This is a genomic window from Pantoea sp. USHLN256 (genome assembly GCF_037149875.1).
In the GTDB taxonomy this organism is placed as follows: Bacteria; Pseudomonadota; Gammaproteobacteria; order Enterobacterales; family Enterobacteriaceae; genus Pantoea; species Pantoea nemavictus.
The window spans coordinates 901,240-923,576 of the sequence record NZ_JBBCQO010000001.1 but is presented as its reverse complement, the minus strand read 5'-3'; the positions used below and the strand labels follow the sequence as shown (position 1 = coordinate 923,576).

General features: G+C 53.5%; 26 protein-coding genes and 1 other RNA gene. 14 read left to right on the top strand and 13 right to left on the bottom strand.

Annotated elements, in window-relative coordinates; translation table 11 throughout:
• Window positions 1-51: 51 nt before the first annotated feature.
• Window positions 52-873 (top strand): HMP-PP phosphatase, encoded by an 822-nt coding sequence (cof, locus tag WFL93_RS04420; RefSeq protein ID WP_336777338.1) that lies wholly within the window; start codon window positions 52-54, stop codon window positions 871-873.
• 34 nt (window positions 874-907) lie between these two features.
• On the opposite strand, the gene WFL93_RS04415 is transcribed toward cof, so the two are convergent.
• Window positions 908-1,942 (bottom strand): PLP-dependent cysteine synthase family protein, encoded by a 1,035-nt coding sequence (locus WFL93_RS04415; protein WP_049850818.1) that lies wholly within the window; start codon window positions 1,940-1,942, stop codon window positions 908-910.
• A gap of 115 nt (window positions 1,943-2,057) precedes the next feature.
• On the opposite strand from WFL93_RS04415, the gene WFL93_RS04410 reads away from it, so the two are divergent.
• From WFL93_RS04410 to amtB, 5 genes are all read left to right on the top strand, one after another.
• Entirely contained in the window at window positions 2,058-2,519 is a 462-nt protein-coding gene (locus WFL93_RS04410) for an Lrp/AsnC family transcriptional regulator (RefSeq protein ID WP_336777337.1), read from the top strand.
• Window positions 2,520-2,542: 23 nt separating this feature from the next.
• Window positions 2,543-4,312, top strand: a complete 1,770-nt coding sequence (locus WFL93_RS04405; protein WP_049850819.1) for a SmdA family multidrug ABC transporter permease/ATP-binding protein — start codon at window positions 2,543-2,545, stop codon at window positions 4,310-4,312.
• Window positions 4,305-6,080 (top strand): SmdB family multidrug efflux ABC transporter permease/ATP-binding protein, encoded by a 1,776-nt coding sequence (locus tag WFL93_RS04400; RefSeq protein ID WP_336777336.1) that lies wholly within the window; start codon window positions 4,305-4,307, stop codon window positions 6,078-6,080. Before WFL93_RS04405 ends, WFL93_RS04400 begins: the two co-directional genes overlap by 8 nt.
• Before the next feature lie 259 nt (window positions 6,081-6,339).
• Window positions 6,340-6,678 carry a P-II family nitrogen regulator gene (gene glnK / locus WFL93_RS04395; protein WP_007886947.1) on the top strand — a complete coding sequence of 113 codons (339 nt, stop codon included), beginning with the start codon at window positions 6,340-6,342 and terminating at the stop codon, window positions 6,676-6,678.
• Window positions 6,679-6,711: 33 nt separating this feature from the next.
• Window positions 6,712-8,001 (top strand): ammonium transporter AmtB, encoded by a 1,290-nt coding sequence (gene amtB, locus WFL93_RS04390; protein ID WP_007886945.1) that lies wholly within the window; start codon window positions 6,712-6,714, stop codon window positions 7,999-8,001.
• Window positions 8,002-8,072: 71 nt separating this feature from the next.
• On the opposite strand, the gene tesB is transcribed toward amtB, so the two are convergent.
• Entirely contained in the window at window positions 8,073-8,936 is an 864-nt protein-coding gene (gene tesB / locus WFL93_RS04385; RefSeq protein ID WP_180823179.1) for an acyl-CoA thioesterase II, read from the bottom strand.
• Between the two features lie 205 nt (window positions 8,937-9,141).
• Between tesB and WFL93_RS04380 the strand changes: the two genes are divergently transcribed.
• On the top strand, window positions 9,142-9,699 hold the full coding sequence (locus WFL93_RS04380) for a YbaY family lipoprotein (protein ID WP_007886942.1): 558 nt from the start codon (window positions 9,142-9,144) through the stop codon (window positions 9,697-9,699).
• Between the two features lie 180 nt (window positions 9,700-9,879).
• Here the strand turns inward: WFL93_RS04380 and WFL93_RS04375 are convergent, their stop codons facing one another.
• On the bottom strand, window positions 9,880-10,191 hold the full coding sequence (locus tag WFL93_RS04375; RefSeq protein ID WP_180823180.1) for an MGMT family protein: 312 nt from the start codon (window positions 10,189-10,191) through the stop codon (window positions 9,880-9,882).
• Between the two features lie 178 nt (window positions 10,192-10,369).
• Between WFL93_RS04375 and ffs the strand changes: the two genes are divergently transcribed.
• Window positions 10,370-10,466: signal recognition particle sRNA small type (gene ffs, locus WFL93_RS04370), an RNA gene on the top strand.
• Window positions 10,467-10,596: 130 nt separating this feature from the next.
• Here ffs and WFL93_RS04365 read toward each other — a convergent pair.
• The 3 genes from WFL93_RS04365 to WFL93_RS04355 form a co-directional block, all read right to left on the bottom strand.
• Window positions 10,597-10,815, bottom strand: coding sequence for an HHA domain-containing protein (locus WFL93_RS04365; protein WP_007886938.1), 219 nt, complete (start codon window positions 10,813-10,815; stop codon window positions 10,597-10,599).
• Window positions 10,816-10,839: 24 nt separating this feature from the next.
• Window positions 10,840-11,217, bottom strand: coding sequence for an Hha toxicity modulator TomB (gene tomB, locus WFL93_RS04360; RefSeq protein ID WP_007886936.1), 378 nt, complete (start codon window positions 11,215-11,217; stop codon window positions 10,840-10,842).
• 146 nt (window positions 11,218-11,363) lie between these two features.
• Entirely contained in the window at window positions 11,364-11,717 is a 354-nt protein-coding gene (locus WFL93_RS04355) for a hypothetical protein (RefSeq protein WP_336777335.1), read from the bottom strand.
• A gap of 340 nt (window positions 11,718-12,057) precedes the next feature.
• Between WFL93_RS04355 and WFL93_RS04350 the strand changes: the two genes are divergently transcribed.
• The 3 genes from WFL93_RS04350 to WFL93_RS04340 are packed head-to-tail and all read left to right on the top strand — an operon-like array spanning window position 12,058 to window position 14,452.
• Window positions 12,058-12,714, top strand: a complete 657-nt coding sequence (locus tag WFL93_RS04350) for a metal ABC transporter ATP-binding protein (protein ID WP_336777334.1) — start codon at window positions 12,058-12,060, stop codon at window positions 12,712-12,714.
• Window positions 12,711-13,550: a metal ABC transporter permease gene (locus WFL93_RS04345; protein ID WP_336777333.1), complete on the top strand. Its 840-nt coding sequence runs from the start codon at window positions 12,711-12,713 to the stop codon at window positions 13,548-13,550. Before WFL93_RS04350 ends, WFL93_RS04345 begins: the two co-directional genes overlap by 4 nt.
• Window positions 13,551-13,573: 23 nt before the next feature.
• Entirely contained in the window at window positions 13,574-14,452 is an 879-nt protein-coding gene (locus WFL93_RS04340) for a metal ABC transporter substrate-binding protein (RefSeq protein ID WP_336777332.1), read from the top strand.
• 44 nt (window positions 14,453-14,496) lie between these two features.
• On the opposite strand, the gene ykgO is transcribed toward WFL93_RS04340, so the two are convergent.
• From ykgO to WFL93_RS04320, 4 genes are all read right to left on the bottom strand, one after another.
• Complete coding sequence (gene ykgO / locus WFL93_RS04335; protein WP_007886922.1) at window positions 14,497-14,637, bottom strand: type B 50S ribosomal protein L36; 141 nt, start codon at window positions 14,635-14,637, stop codon at window positions 14,497-14,499.
• 15 nt (window positions 14,638-14,652) lie between these two features.
• On the bottom strand, window positions 14,653-14,910 hold the full coding sequence (locus WFL93_RS04330; protein ID WP_007886920.1) for a type B 50S ribosomal protein L31: 258 nt from the start codon (window positions 14,908-14,910) through the stop codon (window positions 14,653-14,655).
• 149 nt (window positions 14,911-15,059) lie between these two features.
• The gene (locus WFL93_RS04325) at window positions 15,060-18,209 is read right to left on the bottom strand and encodes a multidrug efflux RND transporter permease subunit AcrB (protein WP_007886918.1); all 3,150 of its coding nucleotides are present in this window, start codon (window positions 18,207-18,209) and stop codon (window positions 15,060-15,062) included.
• A gap of 17 nt (window positions 18,210-18,226) precedes the next feature.
• Window positions 18,227-19,417: an efflux RND transporter periplasmic adaptor subunit gene (locus tag WFL93_RS04320; protein ID WP_049850825.1), complete on the bottom strand. Its 1,191-nt coding sequence runs from the start codon at window positions 19,415-19,417 to the stop codon at window positions 18,227-18,229.
• Window positions 19,418-19,559: 142 nt separating this feature from the next.
• Between WFL93_RS04320 and acrR the strand changes: the two genes are divergently transcribed.
• Window positions 19,560-20,198 carry a multidrug efflux transporter transcriptional repressor AcrR gene (gene acrR / locus WFL93_RS04315; protein ID WP_336777331.1) on the top strand — a complete coding sequence of 213 codons (639 nt, stop codon included), beginning with the start codon at window positions 19,560-19,562 and terminating at the stop codon, window positions 20,196-20,198.
• Here the strand turns inward: acrR and rsmS are convergent.
• From rsmS to priC, 3 genes are read right to left on the bottom strand one after another with little or no spacing between them, the layout of a single operon-like run.
• Complete coding sequence (gene rsmS / locus WFL93_RS04310; protein ID WP_007886913.1) at window positions 20,185-20,343, bottom strand: pleiotropic regulatory protein RsmS; 159 nt, start codon at window positions 20,341-20,343, stop codon at window positions 20,185-20,187. The two genes, acrR and rsmS, sit on opposite strands and share 14 nt — an antisense overlap.
• Before the next feature lie 8 nt (window positions 20,344-20,351).
• A complete protein-coding gene (locus tag WFL93_RS04305) occupies window positions 20,352-20,597 on the bottom strand; it encodes a GlsB/YeaQ/YmgE family stress response membrane protein (RefSeq protein WP_336777330.1) in 246 nt (81 codons plus the stop codon).
• Between the two features lie 51 nt (window positions 20,598-20,648).
• Window positions 20,649-21,161 carry a primosomal replication protein PriC gene (gene priC / locus WFL93_RS04300; protein ID WP_180823183.1) on the bottom strand — a complete coding sequence of 171 codons (513 nt, stop codon included), beginning with the start codon at window positions 21,159-21,161 and terminating at the stop codon, window positions 20,649-20,651.
• 57 nt (window positions 21,162-21,218) lie between these two features.
• Between priC and WFL93_RS04295 the strand changes: the two genes are divergently transcribed.
• Together WFL93_RS04295 and apt are read left to right on the top strand one after the other, a co-directional pair.
• On the top strand, window positions 21,219-21,608 hold the full coding sequence (locus WFL93_RS04295; RefSeq protein WP_336777329.1) for a DUF454 family protein: 390 nt from the start codon (window positions 21,219-21,221) through the stop codon (window positions 21,606-21,608).
• Between the two features lie 143 nt (window positions 21,609-21,751).
• Window positions 21,752-22,303: an adenine phosphoribosyltransferase gene (gene apt / locus WFL93_RS04290; protein WP_049850827.1), complete on the top strand. Its 552-nt coding sequence runs from the start codon at window positions 21,752-21,754 to the stop codon at window positions 22,301-22,303.
• Window positions 22,304-22,337: the final 34 nt, after the last annotated feature.

Here is a 22,337-nt window from a genome sequence, read left to right as displayed (position 1 = left end):
TCCGTAATTACCAGGCGATAGTAGCCACCTCATTCAGACAGGAGAATTCGCATGGCTCGTCTCGCGGCATTTGATATGGACGGTACGCTGCTGCTGCCCACCCATCGGTTAGGTAATGAGACGCTGGCAAGCCTGCAGGCGTTGCATCAGCGCGGGGTAACTCTGGCTTTTGCCACCGGCCGCCATCTGATGGATATGCAGCGAGTCCGCGAGCAAATCACCTTGCCAGCATGGCTGATCACCGGCAACGGCACGCGTATTCATGATCTGGAAGGCAACCCGCTTTACGGCTGTGATTTGAGCTCATCAGTGGCTGAAGAGGTGATTCACACCCATTGGCAAACGCCGGCGTCGATTCATATTTTCAATGATGAAGGCTGGTTTACTGATAAGCCCATGCTTGGTGCGCTGGAAGCTCATGCGATGAGCGGCTTCCATTACCAACTGCGTGACTTGCGCCAGATGTCGGCGCATGAAGTGACTAAGATCTGTTTTATTGCGCCGCATGAAATGTTGCAGGCGTTAAGAAGTGAACTGCAGGCCGCATTAGGCGAGCGGGCCAATATTTGTTTTTCCGCGTGGGATTGCCTGGAGGTATTGCCGGTCGACTGCCATAAAGGCGCGGCGTTGGGACGTCTGTGTCAGCATCTTTCGCTGTCGCTCTCCGACTGCATGGCGTTTGGCGATGCGATGAACGATCGTGAAATGCTGGAGAGCGTGGGCAACGGATTTATTATGGGCAATGCAATGAATCAACTGAAGACGTCATTGCCGCATTTACCGATTATTGGTCATTGCGAGACACAGGCGGTGTCTCACTACTTAAATCACTGGATGACCACACCACACCTCGATTATTCCCCCGAATGCTGAGGCTTACAGTGAACCGGACAGGACGTCCGGTTTTTTATTGCAGCTCATGCACCCACGGCGTAATGTCGCCGATATTCTGCTTCACCCACTCTGCATTGTAATAGGTATCGGGATAGCGCTCGCCGCTGTCGCATAGCAGCGTCACCAGTGAACCTTGCTCGCCATTTTCCCGCATGCGTTTTGCTACCTGCAACATGCCCCAGAAGTTAGTGCCGGTTGAAGCGCCAGGACGACGTCCGAGGATCTGCTCCAACTGCAGCATCGCAGCGACGGTCGCCCCATCCGGCACCTTCATCATTTCGTCAATCACGTCCGGTAAAAACGACGGTTCCACGCGTGGACGGCCAATGCCCTCAATCAAACTGCCGCGTTCGCTGCGCAGCGTACTATCGTGGCTGTGCCAGTAATCAAAGAACACAGAATGCTGCGGGTCGACCACCAGCAGGCGGGTATCGTGGCCCTGATAGCGGATGTAACGGCCTAAGGTGGCTGAGGTCCCGCCGGTGCCGGCGCTCATGATGACGGTATGCGGTACCGGAAAAGGTTCATGCGACATCTGACGGAAAATGCTTTCGGCGATATTGTTGTTGCCGCGCCAGTCCGTCGCGCGCTCAGCGTAAGTGAACTGGTCCATAAAGTGGCCTTTTAATTCACGCGCTAAACGCTCTGACTCGCTATACAGCTGGCAGGGATCGGCGACGAAATGGCACTCGCCGCCATAAAAACGAATCATCTCGATTTTACGTTTGGCGGTACTGGCGGGCATCACCGCGATAAATGGCAGGCCAAGCAGCTGCGCGAAATAAGCTTCTGATACGGCGGTGCTGCCAGAAGAGGCTTCAATGATCGGCGTATTTTCACCGATCCAGCCATTAACCAAACCGTAGAGAAACAGGGAGCGCGCCAGGCGATGTTTCAGGCTGCCACTAGGATGGGTGCTTTCATCCTTTAGATAGCAGTGAATACCGGGGAAATCGTCCAGTTTGAAGCGGATGAGATGCGTATCCGCTGAACGCTGAAAATCGGCGTTAATTTCATTGATGGCGTGGCGAACCCAGAGCGTTTGCATGTTGCTTTTCCGTGATCATTATTGCGCACATTGTAAGGCACTGGCAGGAAAAAGAGGTTGCTTTAATCGGGGTATAATGGTGCGCTTAGAGAAAATTTTTCTCCGGGAGTGGTAAATGTTAGATAAAACTGACCGTACTTTGCTGGCAATGCTGCAGCAGGATTGCACGCTGTCGCTGCAGACGTTGGCCGAAGCTGTGAATCTCACCACCACGCCGTGCTGGAAACGCCTGAAAAAACTGGAAGATGATGGCATTATTCGTGCGCGTGTGGCGCTGGTGGACGGCGAAAAAATCGGTCTATCGCTCACCGCTTTTATGTTTGTCAAAACTCAACAGCACAGTAGCGAGTGGTTTAAGCAATTTGTCGCCGTGGTGCAGCAAATGCCGGAAGTGATGGCGTTTTACCGCATGGCGGGTGAGTACGATTATTTGCTGCGTATTCAGGTGGCGGACATGAAGAGCTATGACAACTTTTATAAGCGTCTGGTGAATGGTGTGCCGGGCCTGATGGATGTGACCTCCAGTTTTGCCATGGAAGAGATTAAATACACCACCGCATTGCCGGTAGCGCCCTAACGGGCAGAGAAAGAGACACGCTTGTGCGATTATTCAGCCAGTTAAGTTGGTATTTTTTGCGCGAGTGGCGGCGATATTTGGGTGCCGTCAGCTTGCTGATTGTTATTGCGCTGCTGCAGTTGCTGCCCCCGCACGTGGTCGGCGTGATTGTCGACGGCGTCACCCAGCATAACCTGAGCGCAGGGCAAATCTTCATGTGGATTGGCGTGATGCTGCTGACCGCGGTGATTGTCTATCTGCTGCGTTACGTCTGGCGCGTGCTGCTGTTCGGCGCCTCCTACCAATTGGCCGTTGAGCTGCGAGAAGATTTTTACCGTCAGCTCAGTCGCCAGCATCCTGCCTTCTATCTGCGTCATCGCACGGGCGATCTTATCGCCCGTGCCACCAATGACGTCGATCGCGTAGTGTTTGCCGCCGGTGAAGGCGTGCTGACGCTGGTGGATTCGCTGGTAATGGGATTGGTAGTGCTGATCGTGATGAGCACACAAATCAGCTGGGAGCTGACGTTACTGGCGCTAATACCGATGCCAATTATGGCATTCGCTATTCAAAAAGATGGCGCACGCTTGCATCAGCGTTTCAAAGTGGCGCAGGCGGCCTTCTCCAGCCTTAACGATCAAACTCAGGAAAGCCTGACCAGCATTCGCATGATTAAGGCGTTTGGCCTTGAAGATCACCAGTCGCAACAGTTTGCGGGCATCGCCGCAGATACCGGCAAGAAAAATCTGCACGTGGCACGCGTTGACGCGCGTTTCGATCCGATCATTTATATCGCCGTCGGCTTCTCCAATCTGTTGGCGATTGCCGGTGGTGGCTGGATGGTGTGGAACGGCAGCTTAACGCTCGGTCAACTCACCAGTTTTGTGATGTATCTCGGTTTGATGATTTGGCCGATGCTCGCGCTGGCATGGATGATCAATATCGTCGAGCGTGGGAGCGCGGCGTGGAGCCGTATTCGCTCACTGCTGACAGAAGCGCCTGCGGTCGAAGATGGACAGAAAGTGTTACCACCTGAACCGGGCGTGCTGCAGGTTGCGATCCGTGAATTCCGCTATCCGGCCAGTTCCGGCGCGGTGCTCAGTCACCTCAATTTTCAGTTAAAACCGGGCCAGATGCTGGGATTATGTGGACCGACTGGCTGCGGTAAGAGCACATTGCTCAGCCTGATTCAGCGCCATTTCGATGTTGATCAGGGCGATATCCGCTATCACAACACGCCGCTGCCGCAGCTGCGGCTCGATAGCTGGCGCAGTCGGCTGGCGGTAGTGAGTCAGACGCCGTTCCTGTTCTCCGATACCATCGCTAATAATCTGGCGCTCGGCTGTCCGAATGCCACGCAACAAGAGTTGGAGCAGGTGGCGAAGATGGCCTGCGTGCACGACGACATTCTGCGCCTGCCGCAGGGCTATGAAACCGAAGTCGGCGAGCGCGGCGTGATGCTGTCCGGTGGACAGAAACAGCGCATCTCTATTGCACGCGCGCTGCTGCTGAATGCGGAAATCCTGATTCTGGATGATGCGCTGTCGGCGGTAGATGGCCGTACCGAGCATGACATACTGCATAACCTGCGTCAGTGGGGCAAAGGGCGCACGTTAATTATCAGTGCGCATCGTTTGTCAGCGCTCACTGAGGCCAGCGAAATTCTGGTGCTGCAGCAGGGCGCAGTGGCGCAGCGTGGCGATCATGACACCTTAGCGGCAAAAGAGGGCTGGTATCGCGACATGTACCGTTATCAGCAGTTGGAAGCGGCATTGGATGACGATGAAGTGGCAGAAGGAGCAAGCCGTGGCTAAATCACAACGTCTGTGGCCGACGCTGAAACGTCTGCTGGCGTACGGCAAACCGTGGCGTAAATCGCTGTGGCTGGCGGTCGGTATGCTGTGGATTGCTGCCGCAGCTGAAGTTACCGGGCCGGTTCTGGTGAGCTATTTCATCGATAATTTGGTAGCGAAGCATCAGATGCCGTGGGGCATTGCCGCTGGCTTGCTGGTGAGCTTTGTTTTGCTGCAATTGCTGGCGGCGGGATTGCACTATTTTCAAGCGTTGCTGTTTAACCGCGCGGCAATTGGCGTGGTGCAGCAACTGCGCGTTGATGTGATGAACGCGGCGCTACGCCAGCCGCTGAGCGCCTTCGACACGCAACCGGTGGGGCAGATTATCTCCCGCGTCACCAACGACACCGAAGTGATCAAAGATCTCTACGTCACCGTGGTAGCCACCGTATTGCGTGCTGCTGCGCTGATTGGTGCGATGCTGGTGGCGATGTTCTCACTGGATTGGCGCATGGCGCTGGTCGCGCTGGTGATTTTCCCGTTGGTGCTGACGGTAATGTTGATATATCAACGCTTCAGCACGCCGATTGCACGTCGCGTACGCAGTTATCTGGCGGATATCAACAACGGCTTTAACGAAGTCATCAACGGCATGAGTGTGATCCAGCAGTTCCGCCAGCAGGCGCGCTTTGGTGAGCGCATGGGCGAAGCCAGCCGTTCACACTATCTGGCACGGATGGAAACGCTGCGGCTGGATGGCTTTTTATTGCGCCCGCTGCTGAGCCTGTTTTCCGCCATGATTCTTTGCGGTTTGCTGATGCTGTTTAGCTTTGCCACGCCGGGCGTGTTTGAAGTCGGCGTACTCTATGCCTTTATTACCTATCTTGGCCGGCTTAACGAGCCGCTGATTGAGCTGACCACGCAGCAGTCAATGCTGCAGCAAGCGGTAGTGTCTGGCGAACGTATCTTCGAACTAATGGATGCCGAACAGCAAGGTTACGGCGGTGATATTCAGCCGCTGGCCTCCGGCAGTATCTCGCTGCGTGATGTGAGCTTTGCCTATCGCGATAATCGCGATGTGTTGAGCAATATTAACCTTGAAGTGCCGGCGCGTAATTTTGTTGCGCTGGTCGGTCATACCGGCAGCGGTAAAAGCACCTTAGCCAATTTGCTGATGGGCTATTATCCGGTAACACGCGGTAGCATCGAACTGGATGGTCGCCCGCTGCCGCAGTTGTCGCATGCCGCCTTGCGTCAAAGTATTGCGATGGTGCAGCAGGACCCGGTGGTACTGGCAGATTCGCTGCTGGCCAACGTGCGTTTGGGCCGCGATATCCCGGAAGAGATGGTGTGGCAGGCGCTGGAAACGGTGCAGCTGGCACCACTGGCACGCAGCATGGCTGAAGGGATTCACACGCGGCTGGGCGAGCAGGGTAACAATCTGTCGGTTGGGCAGAAACAGCTACTGGCGCTGGCTCGCGTGCTGGTTTCACTGCCGCAGATTTTAATCCTCGACGAAGCCACGGCCAATATAGACTCTGGTACGGAGCAGGCCATTCAGCATGCGTTACGGGCGCTGCGCCAGCACAGTACACTTGTGGTCATCGCGCATCGGCTTTCCACCATCACGGAAGCCGATCAGATTTTAGTGCTGCATCGCGGTCAGGTGGTTGAGCGCGGAACGCATGCTGAACTGCTGTCTGAGCAGGGCCGTTACTGGCAAATGTATCAGCTACAGCAGGCGGGCGATGAACTCGCGGCGGGCATCCCCGTACAAGCTGAAGGGTGAATTGCACCTTTTTTGCACAGTTTTATCGGAATGTTCTGTATTGATGCACCCCTTTGAGGCCTGAAGCACCAAAGGGGTGCAACATTGCAACACCACTCTTGCCACCACTCCCCAATTAGCGCCATACCTCACATAACGAAGCGCCATGCAGCGCGCCCAGGCTACTGACATTCCCCTTTTTTTATTTATGGCACAGCCTTTGCTTATATCCCTACGTGTCCGCGAAGACTCACTCAATTTCTTATCCGGAGGGGAACGTATGAAGCTGGTTACCGTGGTAATCAAACCATTTAAGCTGGAGGACGTGCGTGAAGCCTTATCCTCTATTGGCATTCAGGGACTGACAGTTACCGAGGTGAAAGGTTTCGGTCGCCAGAAAGGTCACGCAGAGCTTTATCGCGGTGCCGAGTACAGCGTTAACTTCCTGCCAAAAGTAAAAATTGATATCGCTATTGCGGACGACCAGCTTGATGAAGTGGTCGATGTCATCAGCAAGGCCGCTTATACCGGCAAAATTGGCGACGGCAAGATTTTCGTCGCAGAACTGCAGCGCGTCATTCGTATTCGTACCGGCGAGACCGACGAAGCAGCACTGTAACTGGGGCTCTGAATTGTGATGGGATGGAAAGAAATGAATAAACTGATAACGAAGTTGGGCCTCACCAGCCTCGCGCTGTTACCTTCTCTGGCGATGGCGGCAGCACCTGCGGTGGCAGATAAAGCTGATAACGCCTTTATGATGATCTGTACCGCGCTGGTACTGTTTATGTCAATTCCAGGCATTGCGCTGTTCTACGGTGGTTTGATCCGCGGGAAGAACGTGCTGTCAATGCTGACTCAGGTTGCGGTGACGTTTTCACTGGTTTGTGTGCTGTGGGTCATCTATGGCTACTCGCTGGCGTTCAGCGAAGGTAACGCCTTCTTTGGTAGCTTCCAGTGGGCCATGCTGAAAAATATTGAGCTGAAAGCCTTGATGGGCAGCTTCTATCAGTACATCCATGTCGCGTTCCAGGCTTCCTTCGCCTGTATCACCGTTGGCCTGATTGTGGGTGCGTTAGCTGAGCGTATTCGCTTCTCTGCGGTACTGATTTTCGTGGTGGTGTGGCTGACGCTGGCCTATCTGCCAATCGCACACATGGTTTGGGCGGGCGGCTTGCTGGCGCAAGATGGCGCGCTCGACTTCGCAGGCGGTACCGTAGTGCACATCAACGCCGCTGTTGCCGGTCTGGTCGGTGCTTACCTGGTGGGTAAACGTGCTGGTTTCGGTAAAGAAGCGTTCAAACCGCACAACCTGCCAATGGTATTCCTTGGTACGGCGATTCTGTATGTGGGCTGGTTCGGCTTCAACGCCGGTTCTGCATCTTCTGCTAACGAAATCGCTGCGTTGGCCTTCCTGAATACCGTTGTAGCAACGGCGGGTGCTGTTCTGTCCTGGGTGTTTGGCGAGTGGGCGGTACGTGGTAAGCCTTCTCTGCTGGGTGCTTGCTCGGGCTTCATTGCGGGTCTGGTGGCGATTACCCCAGCCTGTGGTTACGTGGGTGTTGGCGGCGCGCTGATCATCGGTCTGGCGGGTGGCTTAGCCGGTCTGTGGGGTGTGACAACGCTGAAGAAATGGCTGCGCGTTGATGACCCATGCGATGTATTCGGTGTGCACGGCGTGTGTGGCATCCTCGGCTGCATTCTGACCGGTGTGTTCGCTTCATCTTCACTGGGCGGCGTTGGCTACGCAGAAGGCGTGACTATGGGCCATCAGGTGTGGATTCAGCTGTTCAGCGTGGGTGTGACTATCGTCTGGACTGCCGTGGTTGCCTTCATCGGCTTTAAACTGGCGGATATGATTGTTGGCCTGCGTGTTCCGGAAGATCAGGAACGTGAAGGTCTGGATGTGAATAGCCACGGCGAGAACGCTTACAACCAGTAATCGTCGGGTTAAAGAAGAGCAGTGCGCTAAAATTATAAGAAAACAGAGGGGCGATGATTTCGCCCCTTTTTTTATGCCTCGCGCTGACGCATTACGCCTTCCTGCACGGTGGTGGCCACCAGCCGGCCATCTTGCGTATAAAACTCACCACGCACAAATCCGCGTGCACCTGATGCAGATGTACTCACCACGCTGTACAGCAGCCACTGTGACAAGTCGAATGGGCGATGGAACCACATAGAGTGATCGATGGTGGCAACCTGCATATCAGCCTCAAGGAAGCCTTTACCGTGCGGCTGTAGCGCGACTGGCAAGAAGTTGAGATCCGAGGCATAACCGAGCAGATACTGATGAATGCGGCGATCGTCCGGCAGCTCGCCGTTAGCGCGAATCCACACCTGGCGCAGCGGTTCGTCGACGTGACCTTTCAACGGGTTATGAATCTGCACCGGGCGGATATCCAGAGGACGTTCGGCGAGGAATTTCTCTTTTAATTTCAGCGGCAAATGTGCGGCCAGCTTTTTTGCCAAATCCTGCTCCGATGGCAGATTATCCGGGCCTGGCACCTGCGGCATGCTGTTTTGATGTTCGAAGCCACTTTCTGGCGCCTGGAACGATGCCGTCATGTAGAAAATCGGCTGGCCATTCTGCACGGCGCTGACGCGGCGCGCGCTAAAGCTTTTGCCATCTCGCAGTGTTTCGACATCATAAATAATGGCTTTCTGGCTATCACCTGGACGCAGAAAGTAGCTGTGGAAGGAGTGAATAATGCGTTCTTCCGGCACCGTTTGTTTCGCGGCGTATAGCGCCTGTCCCACTACCTGACCACCAAACACCTGGCGCAGGCCAAGGTCTTCGCTCTGACCGCGAAACAGCCCTTCTTCCAGTTTTTCCAGATTTAATAAATTAAGCAGGTTGTGCAGTGCCTGACTCATAGCGGATTCCTCAGTGTGACTTATCGCGCCAGTGTGAAAGATCCGACCAGTTTCCGTCAATGATTTTGCCGTACTTTCAGCAAGCTGGCTGATGCTTTAGGCGCAATCCCGATATTTGTGCCAGAATTAAGGGCATTCGGCGGTAGAAAATCCAGGTATTAAATTTACCGCCGACAATCATAGTGTTCATAAGGAGACGACATCGATGAAACTCTGGCAAGTTATTAGCGGTATGACCCTGGCCGCAGCGATTACAGGTTGTGCCGACCACAGTAAACCGGTAGCTACCCCAACGCTCGGCTCAGCGGTAGCAGGGCAGCAGGCCGCCATCGCGCAGCCAAATGTCAGTGGCTCGGTGTATATTCGCCAGCGCATTGCGCTGCCGCCGGATTCCGTGCTGACTGTCACGCTCTCTGATGCGTCGCTGGCCGATGCGCCATCGAAGGTGCTGTCGCAGCGCGTAGTGCGTACTGAAGGGAAACAGGCGCCGTTCCAGTTTGTCTTGCCGTTTAATCCGGCAGACATTCAACCCAACGCGCGCATTCTGTTAAGTGCGGCCATTTCAATTGATGGCAAGCTGGCGTTTATCACCGATACCGTGAAACCGGTGATTAATCAGGGCGGAACCAAAGCAGAACTGCTGCTAGTGCCGGTGACTAACGTCGCGATGCAAACCCAACCGGGCGCAGCGACTACGGTGCCTTCGACATCACCGACGCAGGTTACGCCATCGGCTTCGGTACCCGCTCCGACGAGTCTCTAAATCGATCAATGGGGCGAGAGAGCGCCGGAAGTCAACATTGTTCCGTAAAGCCGCTGTCTCGTCCCTGATCGCTCGGCACACGCCATCCATGGCGTGTGCCGCTTTACTCCACAACGATGACTTCCGGCGTATTAAGTTGAGTGCGGTTTGTGGCCTGTCTGAGCGCGACACATAGCACCGCTAAATTTGCCAGCGATATTTTTCCAACTCAATCTCCCCAGCATCACTCACTTCAATTCCTTCCGCTTCTAACGCATCACGCTGACGAAACAGATCGTCGCCCTGCAGAGAAATACGACCATGGCGATTGATGACGCGAAACCAGGGCAATTTGCTGCCTTCTGGCAAACGGCGTAATACGCCACCCACCTGACGAGCTGCACGTGGCGAACCTGCCAGCTGGGCCACATCACCGTAAGTGATGACTTTTCCTGGCGGAATGGCCGCAATAATCTGCCAGACGCGCTGAGAGAAATTGTTCTGGTCGCTCATGTGCGCACCTATTTTTATTGAAGAAAGGGCAAACTTTAGCATGCAGAAGGGTAGACAGCAGCGCTTAGCTGTGTGCTTGTGCAAGAAACCAACGGTTGTCTGGCCTACGCTTGCAATTGCCAGGGGGTTACTTGATAATGCCTGCGCTCTCGAAATGAGGGCTCGTCAATGGGGGCCCTGTTGGTTCTCCCGCAACGCTAACTTGTGAACTCGGTCAGATCCGGAAGGAAGCAGCCGCAGCAGGCGACGCGTGTGCCGGGATGTAGCTGGCAGGGCCCCCACCCATTTTATCTCCCTTCAGAAATCCCACAGAATTTAACCCATATAGAAATCTGGCACTCCTTTGCCGGTGAATCACTCCTTGATAAAACGATGACGTTGCAGAATGGCTGTTAGAGGAAAATCTTAGCGGACGAACTTCCAGACAGAAACCGGTACTTTATCGTAAAGCTTATTCATGGTCAGTTCAGCCAGACGGTGATCGGCTGCCGAATAGAATACCGCGAGTTCATTATCAGGTAATTCGTACTTGTTTTTTTCGATCACCCGTTCAAGGGTATCGATTGAGCGACAGCGGCGCAGTCGCATCAAATAATCTGTTTTGGTTAAGGCTTGGTTGCTCATAAATAAACCGGTCTCAGTCTGGTGCTAAAAGGAATGGCTAGGTTGTTGGAGATAAGCACACTCTTCGGCAAACAGATTAAATAAGCGTTTTGCTGAACGCTGCCACCGTTGTAGATCCTGAGTATTGATTCCATAGCTGCTGAACAGCATAAAGGTATCGTCAAGATATTCATCGATTTGCGTAATCAGGGCTTCATCTTCAACGTGCTTAATTTTGTAATTCATCGTGAAAGAAGCGATATGCTCAATCAAATCGTTGAGCTGTAAATTGCTTTCAGAAGTAGGATCATTAACCCAGCCATGATGGCTATCAGTCAATGTCGCCATACTTTCATCGAACAAGTTCTCACACAGGTATTTAAGCTGGGCAATATCATGCCGTTTCGGTGAGTATTCGTCCATCTTTTTCCCCTCCATAGCTAGCACAGTTACCGCAGCGCGGCGAGATTAGGAAAAGCTACCAGGAAGCGATCACGAATAAAGCGTATTCAGCGACTCCTTAAATGTAATCCACAATCATTAGCTTTGCTCACCTCAATTACCAAATATTACAATTCGTCGGCAGGAGAGGGGCGGGTATTGTCAATCACTTCAAACACCAGTGCGCCGGGGTTTACCTGGAACATCACTTCTTCACGACGCGTAAACGTTTCATTTAAATCCAGGCAAGGATTAAATAAATTCCAGTTGAAATCGTAAAGCATTTTAAATCGATTATTGTCGGTTGGTTGAATAGAAATAATCTGGAAGCTGTCGGGAACTAATTGCGCGTTTTGAGAATACCACTGTAAATCACCGGCTAATGCCTCGGCTATTTTGAGAATATTCCCCTGGATAATTCTTACTAACTTTTCGCAATCGTCCTCATCCACAGCAATATCATAATGAATAATAGACGGCATTTTGTATCCAGTAAAAGAATGATGTTTCTATCATTGAGCTTCTTGCCCGACATTGCAAGTCGCTAATAAACAGAAAGAGTAATCGTTGTGATGGGTTTCATAACTCAATCAAGTAAAAACGGTGAATTACCGGGAATATCTTCGCCAGCGGTCAACTTTTGAAACACTTTTACTCAGGCGCAATGAAGGCGGAATCGGGTACTATTATTGTTATGTTATAACATTATTGGTTATTGAGTATGAATCACAGCGGTTTACTTCTATCCCTTGGCGGCCGGTTACTGGTCGCGCTGGCGTTGATTGCCTTTCTGGCGCTGGCATTATGGTGGGGAATGCAGAAATGATGCATTTCAACCGCTTACAGGCAGGTTATCAGGGGCGGGCGGTAACGCCAGTTATTAACGGCGAGCTGACAAAGGGCAGCATGACGGCGCTGATTGGCGCTAATGGCAGCGGAAAATCGACCTTATTGAAAACCATTGCCGGTTTATTGCCGCCAATTTCCGGTCACTGTGAATTGCAGATTCCGCGCAAAGCGCTGGGGTGGCTACCGCAGCGCAGCGAACTTGAAACGCGTTTTCCTCTTACGGCTTATGAACTGGTGGCGATGGGGTGCTGGCCGCGCTGCGGCTGGTTCGGCAGTATCAATCGGTCCTTATGCAAAGAAATTGACGCAGCGCTGGATGCGGTCCAGATGCGTGAGTTTGCTGATGCTCAACCTTCTACCTTATCCGGTGGACAACTGCAGCGCGTGCTGTTCGCGCGTCTGATGCTGCAGCGCAGCCAGCTCTGGCTGCTGGATGAACCCTTCAACGGTATTGATACGCAAACCGTCATGCTGCTGATGTCCATTCTCGAACAGCAGCAGCGAGCGGGAACCACATTATTGGTGGTACTGCACGATCGCCCGCTGGTGGCGCGTTATTTTCAGGATGTGTTGTCACTGGATGACGCTGACTCTGCACACGCTCCGCAATTGCGCAAGGTGGCGTCGTGACATTAATTCAACCCTTCATCGAATTTGGTTTCATGCGCCGTGCGCTAGTCGCCTGCGTGGCACTGGCGATCAGCGCAACTCCGCTGGGCGTGTTCCTTTCACTGCGCCGCATGAGTTTGGTGGGCGATGCGCTATCACATGCCGTATTGCCCGGCGCGGCGATGGGTTATCTGGTATCGGGATTATCGCTGGTGGCGATGGGCATTGGCGGCCTGATTGCCGGTTTGGCAGTGGCGCTGCTCTCCGGCGCGGTTAGCCGTTATACGCACTTGAAAGAGGATGCCAGCTTTTCTGGCTTCTACCTCGGTTCGCTCGCGCTCGGTGTCACGCTGGTGTCGCTACGGGGTTCCAGCGTCGATCTTCTGCACGTGTTATTTGGATCGCTGCTGGCGGTGGATAACGCGGCGATTCTGCTGGTCGGCGGCATTGCGGCTTTCACTTTGCTGCTGCTGGCGGTGATCTTCCGTCCGCTGGTGATAGATGCATTCGATCCCGATTTCCTGCGCGCCCAGGGCAAATGGAGCGCGCCGCTGGTGCACGGGTTGTTCCTGATGCTGGTGGTGCTCAATCTGGTGGCAGGCTTTCAGGTGCTGGGCACGCTGATGTCAGTGGGATTGATGATGTTACCTGCAACCAGCGCGCGCTTTTGGAGCCGCCATCTCGCCTACATGCTCGGCATCGCCATGCTGCTGGCGATCGTCTCTGCGTTTATCGGCCTGATTCTATCGTGGCATTTCTCGCTGCCGGCTGGACCTGCGGTAGTGCTGAGTGCTGCGGTGCTCTTTCTACTTTCTGTTTTGACAGGACCATGTGGCGGCCTGTTGCGCCGCCGATAACGAAACCAATAAAGGGGATATGAATGAAAAAGTTACCGCTGAGTTTGGCGATTAGCGCCATGCTGATTAGCCCGCTGGCGCTGGCCAAAAGCGTTGATGTTGTGGCGAGCTTTACCGTGCTGGCAGATATCGTGAAGCAGGTAGGTGGCGAGCACGTTAATGTGAAATCGTTAGTTGGCCCAAATGGCGATCCGCACACCTTCGAACCCACGCCGCAGGATAGCCAGGCGCTGTCGCAGGCTGATGTGGTGTTCGTTAGTGGTTTAGGCATGGAAGGGTGGATGGATCGCCTGATCAGCGCTTCAGGCTACAAAGGCACGATTGTGGTGGCATCGAATGGCGTGAACACGCGCAAGATGGAAGAGGACGGTAAAAGCATCACCGATCCGCACGCGTGGAACAGTATGCAAAACGGTGTGATTTACGCCACGAATGTGATGAATGCGCTGATCAAAGCAGATCCTGAAGATGCAGCGGATATTCGCAAAAGCGGTGAAAGCTACATTCAGCAATTGCAGAAGCTGGATAGCTGGGCGAAAACCGCGTTTGCTGAAGTGCCGAAGAACAAACGTAAAGTGCTGACCAGCCACGATGCCTTTGGCTATTTCGGCCAACGTTACGGTGTTAGCTTCCTTGCGCCCGTAGGCTATTCAACCGAAGCAGAAGCCAGCGCCAGCGACGTGGCCTCGATCATCAAACAGCTAAAGGCCGAGCACATTAATACCTACTTTATGGAGAATCAAACCGATCCGCATCTGGTAAAACAGATCGCCAGCGAAACGGGGGCAAAGCCGGGCGGGGAACTCTATCCGGAAGCGTTGTCTGAGGCTGATGGTCCCGCGGCGACCTATGTGGCCGCGTTCAAACACAATGTTGACGCCATTCTGCATAGCATGAAGTAAAAAAAAGGCCGGGGAGCATCCCGGCCAATTATCACGACACATTCCTACCTTTTTTTCTTTCTTCCCTGAACCGCCTTAAAGCGCGGATTGGTTTTGCAAATTACATAGATGCGACCTTTGCGACGCACCACTTTGCAATCTTTATGGCGCGACTTCGCAGAGCGCAATGAACTCAATACCTGCATGCCTAATCCCCCGTGTTACTTGTTACGCGTCAGGAAGCTGCCAAAACGCTGATTGAAGCGCGCGGTGCTGCCCTCTTTGGCGAAATCTTTTTGTTTACCGGTGTAGAACACGTGGGATTTTGAGGAAACATCCAGCGTGACATACGGCAGCACTTCACCTTCATACTCGATGGTGCGCTCGGTTTTGATGGTGGAGCCAACTTTGAAGTATTCGTTAGCTGACGTGTCGTGAAACACCACAGCGCGATAATGGGGATGAATATCCGGTTTCATAGTAACCTCGTTATGTAATGTTATACTATAACAATAGTATGAACCCGAAGCATGATGAATGCAACCGCGTTAAACACAGGTGTTTTTGCAGGGTGGTGAAGGGGTAATAAAAAAGGCCGCATCAGCGGCCTTTTCGGGAAGGGTAATACTTAGTGTTTATGCTCGACAGGATGACCCTGTTCAATATCACCTTTGTTCTTACTGAAGCGGCGGCGAACCACCACGAAGAACACCGGAACGAAGAAGATAGCCAGCGCAGTTGCTGTTACCATCCCGCCCATAACGCCAGTACCTACCGCATTCTGCGCGCCAGAACCCGCACCAGTACTGATCGCCAGCGGCATTACGCCGAGGATAAAGGCGAGTGAGGTCATCAGAATCGGACGCAGACGCATACGGGATGCTTCCAGCGTTGATTCAACCAACCCTTTGCCTTCCTTCTCCATCAAATCCTTAGCAAATTCGACAATCAGGATGGCGTTCTTCGCCGACAATCCTATGGTGGTCAACAAGCCCACCACAAAGTAGACGTCGTTGCTCAGGCCACGCAGCGTAGTAAACAGCAGTGCGCCGACGACACCCAGCGGTACGACTAACATGACCGAGAATGGAATCGACCAGCTCTCATACAGCGCCGCCAGACACAAGAACACCACAATCAGCGAGATGGCATACAGCGCCGGTGCCTGGTTGCCAGACAAGCGTTCCTGATAGGACATGCCGGTCCAGTCATAACCGATACCTGCAGGCAGTTTTCCGGCCAACTCTTCCATCAGGTTCATGGCATCACCGGAGCTCTTGCCTGGCGCTGCCTGACCAAGGATCTCCATCGATGGCAAGCCGTTATAACGCTCCAGACGCGGTGAACCGTACTGCCACTTCGCCGAGGAGAAGGCGGAGAACGGAACCATGGTGCCGCCACTGTTGCGCACGAACCACTTACTGATATCGTCTGGCAACATGCGCGAATCGGCCTCGCCCATGACGTACACTTTCTTCACGCGACCACGATCGATGAAGTCGTTGACGTAAGAACCACCCCATGCTGAACCCAGCGTGGTATTGATGTCAGACAACGACACACCCAGTGCCTGCGCTTTTTCCTGATCGATAATCAGTTTGTACTGTGGCGTATCTTCCATACCATTTGGACGTACGCCAACCAGCGTATCCGGATGCTGGGCAATCATGCCAAACAGCTGATTACGCGCGGCGGTCAGCTTCTCGTGACCCAGGTTACCCTGATCGGTCAGCATGAAGTCAAAGCCGGTGGCGTTACCCAGTTCGATAATCGCTGGCAGGTTGAACGGGAATACCATTGCATCTTTGATCTGACCGAGCGCCTGCATGGCACGTCCGGCAATCGCAGGTACTTTCAGGTTAGCATCGCCACGCTCATCCCACGGCTTGAGGCTGACGAACGCAATACCGGTATTTTGTCCACGACCGGCAAAGCCGAAGCCGTTAACGGTAAACACCGAATTCACGCTGTCTTTCTCTTTGGTCAGGAAGTAATCGGTTACCTGATCCAATACCTTCTGGGTACGTTCCTGGGTTGCACCGGCCGGCAGCTGCGCCTGCGCCAGTAACAGACCCTGATCCTCTTCCGGCAGGAACGAGGTAGGCAGTTTCAGGAACATGTAGGCCATGCCGACAACGATAATGAGATAAATCAGCAGGTAGCGACCGGTACTGCGCACGATATGACCGACACTATCGACATAGTGGTTGGTGCTCTTATCGAACATACGGTTAAACCAGCCGAAGAAACCGGTGGTTTTACCGTGGTTGCCTTTTGCCACTGGCTTCAGCAGGGTGGCACACAGCGCTGGCGTCAGAATCAACGCCACCAGTACCGACAGCGCCATCGCGGAAACGATGGTGATCGAGAACTGGCGATAGATTACGCCGGTTGAACCGCCGAAGAACGCCATTGGAATAAACACCGCAGACAGCACCAGTGCGATACCCACCAGCGCGCCCTGGATCTGCTCCATCGAACGCTTCGTGGCCTCTTTAGGCGGTAAGCCCTCTTCGGCCATCACACGTTCAACGTTCTCTACTACCACGATGGCGTCATCTACCAGCAGGCCGATAGCGAGCACCATCCCGAACATCGTCAGGGTGTTTATCGAGTAGCCAAAGGCGCTGATAACCGCAAAGGTACCGAGCAAGACGACCGGAACGGCGATGGTTGGAATCAGCGTTGCACGGAAGTTCTGCAGGAACAGATACATCACCAGGAACACCAGCACGATCGCTTCAAACAGCGTTTTCACCACTTCGAAAATCGAAATTTTAACGAACGGCGTGGTGTCGTACGGATAAACGGTTTTCATGCCTTCCGGGAAGAACGGCTCCAGCTTCTTCAGTTCGCCTTTAACCGCATCGGCGGTATCCAGCGCGTTAGCACCGGTTGCCAATTTGATCCCGATACCTGAAGCCGGTTTGCCATTGTAACGCGCGATGATCTCGTAGTTTTCACCACCCAATTCAATCTTCGCTACATCACGCAAGCGCACCTGCGAACCATCCTGATTCACTTTCAGCAAGATATTGCCAAACTCGTCTGTTGATGTCAGACGGGTTTGCGCAATGATCGAGGCATTCAGCTGCTGGCCTGGTACCGGTGGCGTACCACCTAACTGACCTGCGGCAATCTGGGTGTTCTGCACTTGCAGCGCGCTGATCACATCCACCGGTGTCAGCTGATAGTTATTCAGCTTGTGGGGATCGAGCCAGATACGCATCGCATACTGCGCACCAAACACCTGGGTATCACCCACGCCCGGCATACGGCTGACCGGATCTTTGATGTTAGAAGCGACATAGTCAGAAATATCATTCTGCGTCATGGTGCCGTCATCACTGACGAAACCGGCCACCATCAGGAAGCTACTGGAAGATTTCTTAACCTGAATCCCCTGTTGCTGCACCTCTTGTGGCAATAACGGCGTGGCCAGCTGCAGTTTGTTCTGCACCTGAACCTGCGCAATATCGGCATCAGTACCAGACTGGAAGGTTAGCGTCAGCGTCAACGTACCTGACGAGTCGCTGCTCGAGGACATATACATCAGTCCATCGATACCGTTCATGTTTTGCTCGATGACCTGGGTCACCGAATCTTGCAGCGTTTTCGCATCAGCACCCGGGTAGGTCGCCTGGATTTCAACCGCCGGCGGCGCAACATTGGGATATTGCTCAATCGGCAGGCTGATAATCGATAGCACACCGGCCAGCATAATGATGATGGCGAGCACCCACGCAAAAATGGGGCGATCAATAAAGAACTTAGCCATGTATCAGTGGCTCCTGTTTATGACGATGATTTAGCAGACGGTGATTCTGGCGCAGCTTTGGCATCGTCGGAGACTTCTTGTGGCGTCACCTGCGCACCCGGTTTGGCACGCTGGATACCGGTGGTGATCACCCGATCGCCTTCTTTCAGACCTTCCGTCACCAGCCATTTGTCGCCAAATGCCTGATTAGCGGTGATGTTACGTGATTCCACTTTGTTATCTGCGCCAACTACCATTGCCGTAGCCTGACCGGTTGGAGTGCGGGTTACGCCCTGTTGCGGTACCAGCAATGCGGTTGGGTTGGTGCCTTCATCCAGACGTGCGCGAACAAACATACCTGGCAGCAGGCGATTGTCCGGATTCGGGAAGATGGCGCGCAGCGTAATAGAACCGGTGGTTTCATCCACGCTGACATCAGAGAATTCCAATGTGCCTGACTGGCTATATGCGCTACCGTTTTGCATCAGCAGGGTGACGTTGGCCTTACCGTCATTCTGTTTCAGCTGACCGGATTCCAGCTCTGCGCGCAAACGCAGGAAATCATCGCTGGATTGGGTCACGTCAACATACATAGGATCGAGCTGCTGTACGGTTGCTAACGCGGTGGTTTGCCCATTTGAAACCAGTGCACCTTCGGTCACTGACGATTTACCAATACGACCGCTGATTGGCGAGGTCACTTTGGTATAGGCCAGATTGATGCGTGCGGTTTCCACATTGGCACGCGCCGCCTGAGCGGCTGCCGCAGTCTGCGCTGCAGTGCCTGCTGCGGTGTCATAATCCTGCTGACTAATGTACTTGGTACCCAGCAGCGGCTTATAACGCGTAATGGTTAACTGCGCGACGCGGGCATTGGCTTCTGCCTGCGCTAAATCGGCTTTGGCACTGTCATAGGCTGCCTGATAGGTGGCGGGATCGATTTGATACAGCGATTGACCGGCCTTTACATCACTACCTTCAACAAAATTACGCTTGAGAATTATACCTGACACCTGAGGGCGAACTTCCGCAACGCGGAAGGCCGAGGTACGGCCCGGCAGCTCAGTAGTAATTTTCAAGGGTTCGTTTTTTAACGTCACAACACCCACTTCTGGGGGCTGCTGCTGGGCGGCTTGCTGGGATTTATTATCATCACATCCTGTTAACACAAAGCTGCCTGAAAGCATCAGGACGGCCGCCAGAGGCGCTAATCCTCTGTTTTTATTCATAAATAAACCTCTAGTGTCCGATATCAAATGATCAATGGATCACAAACCGATAAACCCATTGCTGCGTTAAAACACGGGTCGTGCTATGGTACATACATTCACAAATGTATGTAAACTTACAAGTTTGTAAAAAAAGCCCAGCATGGCACGAAAAACCAAAGCGCAAGCTCTTGAAACACGGCATCAAATTCTTGACGCCGCATTAGCACACTTTTCCGAACACGGTGTGGCCGCCACGTCTCTGGCGGATATCGCAACAGCGGCCGGCGTCACGCGCGGTGCTATTTACTGGCATTTCAAAAATAAAGCAGATCTATTACATGAGATCTGGCTACGTTGTGACGCTGGGCTGGACGATGTGGAACTTGAGTATCAGACAAAATACCCTGGCGATCCACTTTCTGTTGTCCGTTCGATGTTGATCTATATCCTTGACGCCACAGCAAAGGATCCGCAAAGACGCGCATTAATGGAGATTATCTTTCATAAATGTGAATTTGTTGGCGAAATGTCGACCTTACAGGATATGCAGCAGAGCTTACTGCAAGAGTGTTACGATCGAATTGAAACCGTGCTACGTCTCTGTATTGATGCCGGTCAGTTGCCTGCGGGCCTCAATACACGCCAGGCCGCGCTACTGATGCGGGGCTATATCAATGGCATGATGGAAAGCTGGCTGTTCAACCCGCAAAGCTTTGATCTGGCAGAAGATGCACCGCAGCTGGTGGATGCCTTTCTCGATATGCTAAGGCTGAGTCCAACGCTGCTTAGTCCGCCTTAACTTCCGCCGCTTGTTTTTGCTCATAATCATGTTGAACGATCGCCAACGCCGCCAGTACGGTAGCGGTGGGGACGTTATTCTCTTCAAGCAGTTGAATCAAATCGACGGCAAGCTTGATTTCGTCCGGTGCGCTGTCCAGTGACATTTTTTCTCCTAAATACGTAATTTCGCCGCGACCAGCAGCATTAACAGTGCGCCGAGCAGCGCTGCGGCGAAACCGGCCGGATGCAAGGTGGCGAGATCGCCGGTAGTAAAGTAAGTAGCGATATAGCCACCAATGAGTGCGCCAATCACTGCCAGCACCAGCGTAGGCACGAATCCTCCCGGACGACCGGGAAAAATAACCCGCTTGAGCCAACCCGCGGCTAATCCCATCACAATCCAACAAACCAGCGTCATGATTTTCTCCTCCTGCGCATCGCAACGAGTATAGAGGAAAAAGCGCCGTGCTTAGCGCGAGGTAAACTGTAATTCCAGTTTGTAGATGGCGGCACGACAGCGCGCCAGACGCTCCTGTAACTGATCAACTTCACGGATCAGTTGCTGCTGAACGCTCAGGGTTTCAGCCCGCGCCAGATGCTGTTCACGTTGCTGAATCATCGCCAACAGTCGCTGTTCAAAGCCTTGGTACTCTTCGCGTTTTTTTTGACGTGAATCGATGCGCGGACGCTCACGCTTGACCCGCAGCTGTTGGCTATCGCATTCGCGTTGCAAGGCGGCGATCTGATCCAGTACTTTCTCTGCCAGCCACTGACGGCGCGCCACATCGCTATCGGCTGCGGTTAGTTGTGAAACATTGCTTTCCAACTCGCGCAGATAATCCGCCAGGCGCGTGCCGCTGGTGCGAAATAGCTGAGTGTCAAAACGTGGCTGACGACAGGCACCATCCGGCTGCTGCGCAATCTGCTGGCGCAGTAAATCTAACATGGCATGAAGACGCTGTTGTGCGGGCGGTTGGGGCATCACTCGGTTTCCGACTGTGTTAACGTAACGCTGTTTTGACTCTTTCAGGCATCAGGCATGCAGCGTATTTTACTACTGAGCCTTGGCTGGCTGGCGATTGTGCTAGGTACGCTGGGCATTGTATTACCTTTATTACCCACCACGCCATTTGTGTTGCTGGCGGCCTGGTGTTTTGCGCGCTCGTCGCCACGTTTCCACCACTGGTTGCTGTGGCGATCGCCGTTTGGTCGCTATATTCGCCACTGGCAACAGCATCGCGCCATGCCGCCCGGGGCTAAATGGCGCGCTATCCTGATGATTGTGGCCACCTTTTCCGTCTCAATCTATCTGGTGAATTTGCTGTGGGTACGCATTCTGCTGGGCGTAATGCTCGCTCTGCTAGTGCTGTTTATGTGGCGCATTCCGGTTGTGGCAGAGAACGCCGACCCGCCGCAACAGTCGCGTTAGGGTTGCATTTAGCTGGGTATTTGCATAGATTTGGGCATCTTCGTGCGTGGCTTCCCTTATAAACGACTTCGCTTGAGCCGGTTTCCGGTTATTGGCGCTAGAGAAGCTGCGCGTATTAGATATTTTCTCCAGGCGTAACATTTATGACCGCAACTGCGCAGCAGCTTGAACTCATCAAAAACAGCATCAAAAGCATTCCTGACTATCCTAAGCCGGGCATTCTGTTCCGTGACGTGACCAGTCTGATGGAAGATCCGCAGGCTTATGCCGCGTCGATCGCCATTCTGGTTGAGCGTTATCGTGACAAAGGCATCACCAAGGTGGTGGGGACTGAGGCGCGTGGCTTCCTGTTTGGTGCGCCTGTCGCGTTGGGTTTGGGCGTGGGTTTTGTGCCGGTGCGTAAGCCAGGCAAACTGCCGCGTGAAACCTTCAGTGAAAGTTATGAGTTGGAGTACGGCACCGACGCGCTCGAGCTGCATAAAGATGCAATCAAGCCGGGCGATGTGGTGCTGGTTGTCGACGATCTGCTGGCAACGGGCGGCACCCTTGAAGCGACAGTAAAATTGATCCGCCGCGCTGGTGGTGAAGTGAAAGACGCCGCCTTCGTGATTAATTTGTTTGACCTAACCGGCGAAGCCCGTCTCACCGCCATGGGCGTTGAGTGCTTTAGCCTGGTCAATTTCCCCGGCCACTAAGGCCTGTGCGCTCCGCTTCGCGGCGGGGCGCAAC